At 39.2% G+C, this 6,503-nt stretch carries 6 protein-coding genes; 4 read left to right on the forward strand and 2 right to left on the reverse strand.

The window, feature by feature from the left end:
* Positions 1 to 1,040 (forward strand): SbcC/MukB-like Walker B domain-containing protein (locus ACLR96_RS09870; RefSeq protein ID WP_412265817.1); only part of this gene is annotated, 1,040 nt, incomplete at its 5' end.
* A 157-nt stretch (positions 1,041 to 1,197) separates the two neighbouring features.
* Here the strand turns inward: ACLR96_RS09870 and ACLR96_RS09875 are convergent.
* Positions 1,198 to 1,875 (reverse strand): manganese catalase family protein, encoded by a 678-nt coding sequence (locus tag ACLR96_RS09875; protein ID WP_177269802.1) that lies wholly within the window; start codon positions 1,873 to 1,875, stop codon positions 1,198 to 1,200.
* A gap of 194 nt (positions 1,876 to 2,069) precedes the next feature.
* Between ACLR96_RS09875 and ACLR96_RS09880 the strand changes: the two genes are divergently transcribed.
* The 3 genes from ACLR96_RS09880 (at position 2,070) to ACLR96_RS09890 (ending at position 6,260) form a co-directional block, all read left to right on the forward strand.
* Positions 2,070 to 2,681 carry a TetR/AcrR family transcriptional regulator gene (locus ACLR96_RS09880; RefSeq protein ID WP_243206959.1) on the forward strand — a complete coding sequence of 204 codons (612 nt, stop codon included), beginning with the start codon at positions 2,070 to 2,072 and terminating at the stop codon, positions 2,679 to 2,681.
* Positions 2,682 to 2,767: 86 nt separating this feature from the next.
* Positions 2,768 to 4,534, forward strand: a complete 1,767-nt coding sequence (locus tag ACLR96_RS09885; RefSeq protein WP_177269801.1) for an ATP-binding cassette domain-containing protein — start codon at positions 2,768 to 2,770, stop codon at positions 4,532 to 4,534.
* Complete coding sequence (locus ACLR96_RS09890) at positions 4,527 to 6,260, forward strand: ATP-binding cassette domain-containing protein (protein ID WP_177269799.1); 1,734 nt, start codon at positions 4,527 to 4,529, stop codon at positions 6,258 to 6,260. The genes ACLR96_RS09885 and ACLR96_RS09890 overlap by 8 nt, the downstream gene beginning before the upstream one ends.
* Before the next feature lie 34 nt (positions 6,261 to 6,294).
* On the opposite strand, the gene ACLR96_RS09895 is transcribed toward ACLR96_RS09890, so the two are convergent.
* Positions 6,295 to 6,503, reverse strand: a 209-nt coding sequence (locus ACLR96_RS09895) for a helix-turn-helix domain-containing protein (protein ID WP_412265821.1), incomplete at its 5' end; no start/stop codon positions are given.

Consider the following 6,503-nt stretch of genomic DNA (forward strand, 5'->3'; position numbering starts at 1 on the left):
GAAAACAGGAGATAGAAGGCTTGCTTCCCATAAAGCGTCAAACAATGAAGTCTCTTGAAGAAGAGGTAAGGCAGACAGAGGCGGCATCAGTAAAGCATAAGGCTGAAGCAGAAGCGCTGAAAAAGTATGTTGAGGATTTGCGAAACAATTTGCAGTATGAAAGCAGAGCCGAGGCAGAAAAGGCAGCATCAGAATTTGAAGCAGAGAAGAAAAATATAGAAGATCGTGAAAAACAGGCAAGAAAAAGTTATGCTGAGTGCGATAAAAATATTGCCGCTCTAAAGGCTAAAATAGAAGAAAGCTGTAAGTTTTTAGAAAATAAAGAAATACTGGATGTTGATAGGGAAAAGAAGAAAAAGCAGCAGCTTTACGATTTGCGTGAGTCACTTGAACCCAAAGTCACGGCAGTGAATATAAGGCTTGATAATAACAGAAGGGCTCTTGAAAACATATCGGAAAAAGCAGCTGAGCTAACAGATATCGATAAGAGATGGGGCTGGATCAAAGCTCTTTCAGATACGGCAAACGGTAATATTACAGGCAAAGAAAAAATAATGCTGGAAACGTATGTGCAGATGGCATACTTTGATCGCATCATTGCCCGGGCAAATATCCGCTTCATGGTAATGTCAGGCGGACAGTATGAGCTGAAGCGCAGTCGTTTGGCAGGCAATAACAGAAGCCAGAGCGGACTTGATTTAGATGTTGTGGACCACTATAACGGAACCGAGCGAAGCGTACGAACACTTTCAGGCGGAGAATCCTTTAAGGCGTCACTTTCTCTGGCGCTGGGACTTTCCGATGAAATACAGGCATCAGCCGGAGGAATACGACTTGATACCATGTTTATAGATGAAGGTTTTGGATCACTCGATGAAGAATCACTGCAGCAAGCTATAAGATCACTTTCTGATCTTGCCAACGGCAATAGGCTTGTAGGAATAATCTCCCATGTACCTGAACTGAAAGAAAAAATAGATAAACAAATAATCATAAGAAAGAGCAAGAGCGGAGGAAGCAGCGCAGAAGTTTCGGTATGAAACACGGATGTATGGTATAATAAAAATAATAGAGATATATTGAACATGGTTTCTCCTCAGGCTGATGCAGTTTTGGATCCAGAAAAATAATTTCAATAAATAAAAAACTCAGCTTTTCCGATGTTTGCATCGATTGTACAGCTGAGTTTTTAATGGTTTAATTATTTGGAGGGGTAAATCCCGGCGGATTTGCCTGAGTATCTCCAAAGGCGCCGGCAGGCGACGGTGTGGAAAGGTCAAAATACATTCTTGAATCTTCTGTCACACCAAAATCATGGTTTGATCCTGTGTCCTGAACTTTATTAAAAGCTTCTCTGAACAGAGCGTTATGAGCTTCTTCTCTGTTAAGGAGAAAGTCGATAGTCTCTTTTACCTTTTTATCATCTATCTGGCGGTATAGATATTCATATACGACTTTAGCTCTTTGTTCGGAAGCTATATTGGAGAGAAGATCAGCGCACAGATCTCCTGTTACTGTTACGTAATCACTTGTCCATGAGTAACCTGAAGCGTTGATAAGACCGGGATTTAACCCCAGGATCACATGACTTTGTATCTCTCCAGAACCAACTGCTGCTGCATCTACATCATGACCGTTGAGCAGGTTTATGGTTTCTGCCACCATTTCCATATGACCCAGCTCTTCTGCAGCAATATCAAGGAAAAGATCTTTTATTTCCTGATCTTTGATACGGAAGCTCTGTGACATGTACTGCATGGCTGCTTTGAGTTCTCCGTTGCCACCTCCCAGCTGTTCCTGAAGCAGAGCAGCGTAGTGAGGGTTAGGACCTTCTACGGCAACAGGGTGAAATAATTGTTTTTCATGTTTAAACATAATATAACATCCTTTCGTATTAATACACACTTTATGAGAATAGTATTTGTTCGCTGAAGGATAATATTCATTAAAGAAAAATATGCCCAGATTATTCTTGACATATCTTCATTACAGGTGTAAGATAACAGTGTTATATAACACTGTTATCTTGATTTAAGAAATTATGATGTTTTATAAAGTCTGGTGATGTTTTGAATAATACTAAAAGTTTAATAGAGCAGGCTGCTATAAAAGAGTTTATGGATAAAGGTTTTAACTGTGCGTCTCTCAGGAAAATTGTAAGAAACGCCGGCCTTACCACAGGAGCTTTTTATAAGTATTATCCTAATAAAGAGGCGTTGTTTGCTGATCTGGTAGAGGAACATGCGGATTATATTTACAGTATTTATGATAACGTGCTGAAAAATTTTGAAGCATTGCCTGCATCAGAGCAGCCTGAGAATATGAAAGATACTTCTCAGGGAGCGATAAGTGAAATGCTGGCATATATATATGCACACTATGATAATTTTAAACTGCTAATATGCAAGTCTGAGGGAACTCCTTTTGCGTGTTTTATTCATAACCTTGTGGAAAAAGAGGTGGCGGCTACAGATCGCTTTATAGTTCTGATGAAGGAAAATGGAATAGATGTGCCTGATATAGATCCTGAGCTTAATCATATGCTCGCAAGCGGTATGTTTTCAGGAATATTTGAAATAGTAGTTCACGATATGGAAGAGACCGAGGCTATAAAAAAGGTTAAGAAACTTAAAGATTTTTATACAGCAGGCTGGGAGAATCTTATGGGAATAAAGTTTTAAAATATCCGCGTTTGTCAGAGCAGACGCGGTAAAATAATAACGGTTGGTTAGAAAAAGCTAACTAAATATAAAGGAGGTTTGAAAAAATGCAGAAGCAAAAAGAAAAATCTGCTGTACAGTGGATATTGGAATGGGCCGGAAGGCGTAAAAGTTTTTACATAATAAGTGTGGCGTTGGCTGTTTTAAACGTGGCTTTTAAGATATTTCCGTATTTTATTATAGGAAATGTCATAGCAAAATTATTGTTAGGAGAAAGAGATATAGAATTTTATATCATACAGGTAGTATTTATAGCTGTTTCTTTTGTATTATCTGAAATTTTTCGCAGTATTTCAACTAGCTGTTCACATAAGGCAACGTTTGCTGTTCTTGCAGAAATACGCAAGCAATGCCTTGATAAACTTGCAAGAGTTCCGCTTGGATATGTTAAAGACACATCGTCAGGGACCTTTAAAAATATAATTGTGGAACGTGTGGACAGTATGGAAACGACATTGGCACATATTATTCCTGAATTTACCAGTAATATGCTCGTTCCTATAGCTGTTATAATTTATCTGTTTGCCATTGATTGGAGAATAGCTCTCTTTTCATTTATACCTATTATACTTGGTCTTGCTGCTACAGGAGGAATGTTTATAGGATATGAGGAGAATTTTAGTAATGCTGTAGCAAGGACAAGAGAGCTGAATGCTGCCGCTGTGGAATATATCAATGGAATTGAAGTTATAAAAGCTTTCGGTAAAGTTGATGGTTCTTACGAAAAGTTTATGGTGGCGGCAAGGCGAGGTGCCGATGCTTTCATATTCTGGATGAAAAAGTGCAATGTATATCACAGTCTGGCTTTTATTTTAGCTCCATATACGCTGCTGACAGTTCTGCCTTTTGGAGCTGTATTTGTCAGCAGTGGCTCTCTTGCTGTATCGGATTTTGTGATGTGTATCATTTTATCTTTAGGAATCGTGGGTCCTATATTGAATATGATGGGATTTACTGATGATTTGGGGACTATAAGTACTATTTTAGGAGAGGTCACTGGTATTTTGACACATGAAGAACTTGATCGACCGGAAATATCTGAATCAAAGCCTGCAAATGCTTCTGTTTCGTTAAAAAATGTGACATTTGCTTACCATGATACGGAGGTTCTCCATGGAATCAATATGGAAATGAAGCAAGGAAGTGTTAATGCTTTGGTAGGACCATCAGGAAGCGGTAAATCTACTATAGCCAAACTTATTGCATCTTTATGGGATGTTACAGGAGGAAGTATACAGATAGGTGGAGTGGATATAAGAAGGATGGCACTGTCTCAGTATAATCAGATGATCGCTTATGTATCTCAGGATAATTATCTTTTTAATGAAACCGTGAGGGAGAATATCAGGCAGGGGAGAGCAGATGCTACTGACCGTGAGGTGGAAGATGTCGCAAAAAAAAGCGGATGTTATGATTTCATAATGAAATTGGAAAATGGTTTCGATACAGTTGTAGGAGGAGCAGGAGGGCACTTGTCGGGAGGTGAACGGCAGAGAATCTCTATAGCAAGAGCTATGCTTAAGGATGCACCTATAGTTATCCTTGACGAGGCTACAGCTTATACTGATCCTGAGAACGAGTCGGTGATCCAGACTTCTGTGGCAAAGCTGGTTTCGGGAAAGACTCTGATAGTCATCGCTCATAGATTGTCTACCATATCTGATGCAGATCATATATTCGTTATTTCTGAAGGGAGAGTTGCTGAAGAAGGTGACCATAAGAGTTTGCTTTCAATGGGCGGTATATATAAACATATGTGGGAGGCTCACATATCTGCTAAAGATACAGTGAAGGAGGAAAGGGAAAATGTTTAAGATACTTAAAAAATTCTTTGATTTCTGCGGGAAGATTAATAAAAGAAAATTCAGGATTTCCATTGCTTTGGGGGCGGTACAGGCTATAGGCGAGGCTATGAAAATCCCCGCTATAATGATTGTTCTCGGTTTCATCACTTCAGGAGGAGCAGATCCTGTAATTTTGTGGGGAGCCGTAGGGGTAATGGCAGTATCTTTTGCAGTTTCTTTTATAAGCAAAATGAAATCCACTATGCTGCAGACAGAAGGAGGTTATGATACAGCAGCTTTTAAACGTATAGAAATAGCCAGACATTTACGTTATCTTCCTATGGGATATTTTAATAAAAACAGTCTGGGAGAAATAACATCGGTGACTACCAACACTATGGAAACATTGGGAAATGTAGCTACAAGAGTAGTTATGCTTACAACGCAGGGCCTTTTGAATACAGCAATAATCCTGCTGATGCTCTTGCTCTTCGATTACAGGATAGGTCTTATCGGCATCATAGGAACAGCGTTGTTTTTATTGATGAACAATCGTATGCAGAACGCAGGAAAGACCCTTTCCAGACAGAAAGTTGAATCAGATACCCAAGTGGTGAGTCAGACTATGGAGTATCTGCAAGGTATTTCTGAAGTTAAATCTTATAATATGACAGGTGAAAGGACAAGGAAGCTGAATAGGATTATAGAGGATAATGCAGATATCAATACAAAGATGGAATTTACATTTATACCGTATATGACTCTTCAGAACAGTATTACTAAGGTTACGGGAGCGGTGATGACTTTATGTTCACTGGTGTTTTATCTCCATGGCACTATGGAACTCATGGTCTGCATAGGAATGATCATTTGCTCCTTTATTTTGTATACCAGTCTTGAACAGGCGGGCAGTTATAATGCTCTTCTCCATACTGTAAGTGTGTCTGTCGATAAAGCTCAGGATATTCTTAATCTTGATACTATGGATATAGATGGGAGAAAAATAACGCCGGAAAATCACAATATAGATGTGGAGAATATTTCATTTTCGTATGGTACAAAGAAAATAATAGATAATGTGAGTGTACATATACCTGAAAATACTACAACAGCTATAGTAGGTCCTTCAGGTGGAGGCAAGACTACATTATGCAATCTTATTTCAAGATTTTGGGACGTGGATCAGGGTTCTGTAAAGCTGGGAGGCGTAGATGTCAGAGAATATAGTATGGATAGTCTGATGGAAAATTTCAGCTTTGTATTTCAGAATGTGTATCTTTTCGCTGATACTATAGCCAATAACATAAGATTCGGAAGAGAAAGCGCTTCAATAGATGAAGTAATGGACGCTGCTAAAAAAGCTTGTTGTCATGATTTTATAAGCAGATTACCTGATGGATATGATACTGTGATAGGAGAGGGAGGCGAGTCTCTTTCCGGCGGGGAAAAGCAGAGAATCTCCATTGCAAGAGCTATCATGAAGGATTCACCTGTAATAATCTTAGATGAGGCTACAGCTAATGTGGACCCCGAAAATGAAAAAGAGCTTACAGAGGCTATTAAAGCTCTTATGGAAAACAAGACCATAATAATGATTGCTCACCGTCTTAAAACAGTACGGCACGCAGACCAGATACTGGTAGTGGATAGCGGGAAGATAGTCCAGAAAGGGAGACATGAAGAACTTATGAAACAGGATGGAATTTATAAGAGATTTGTCAATGCCAGAGAAATGGCTGTAGGCTGGAAACTGTGATCTGCAGTTTTATTTACCGTCCCCGGAAGATAATTCAGATCTTTTCCGGGGACATATCATTTTTTTCAAGGTATCTTATTCTTCTGTATTCAAGCGGAGAGAAACCGAATTGCTTTTTAAAAACAGAAGCAAACTTTCCCTGATTGGAGTATCCGACTTGTATGGATATTTCGGAGATAGGTCGTCTGGTTTCTGACAGCATCTCTGCTGCTGTATCCATCCGCTTTTTTCGCATATAGGAAG

The sequence above is a fragment of the Lentihominibacter sp. genome (assembly GCF_046951855.1).
Taxonomy (GTDB): domain Bacteria; phylum Bacillota; class Clostridia; order Peptostreptococcales; family Anaerovoracaceae; genus Lentihominibacter; species Lentihominibacter hominis.

What these genes read in the sequence shown, in the direction of transcription:
- ACLR96_RS09875 (WP_177269802.1), bottom strand. Translation starts at nt 1,875, where the DNA reads ATGTTTAAACATGAAAAACAATTATTTCACCCTGTTGCCGTAGAAGGT.
- ACLR96_RS09885 (WP_177269801.1), top strand. Translation starts at nt 2,768, where the DNA reads ATGCAGAAGCAAAAAGAAAAATCTGCTGTACAGTGGATATTGGAATGG.
- ACLR96_RS09890 (WP_177269799.1), top strand. Translation starts at nt 4,527, where the DNA reads ATGTTTAAGATACTTAAAAAATTCTTTGATTTCTGCGGGAAGATTAAT.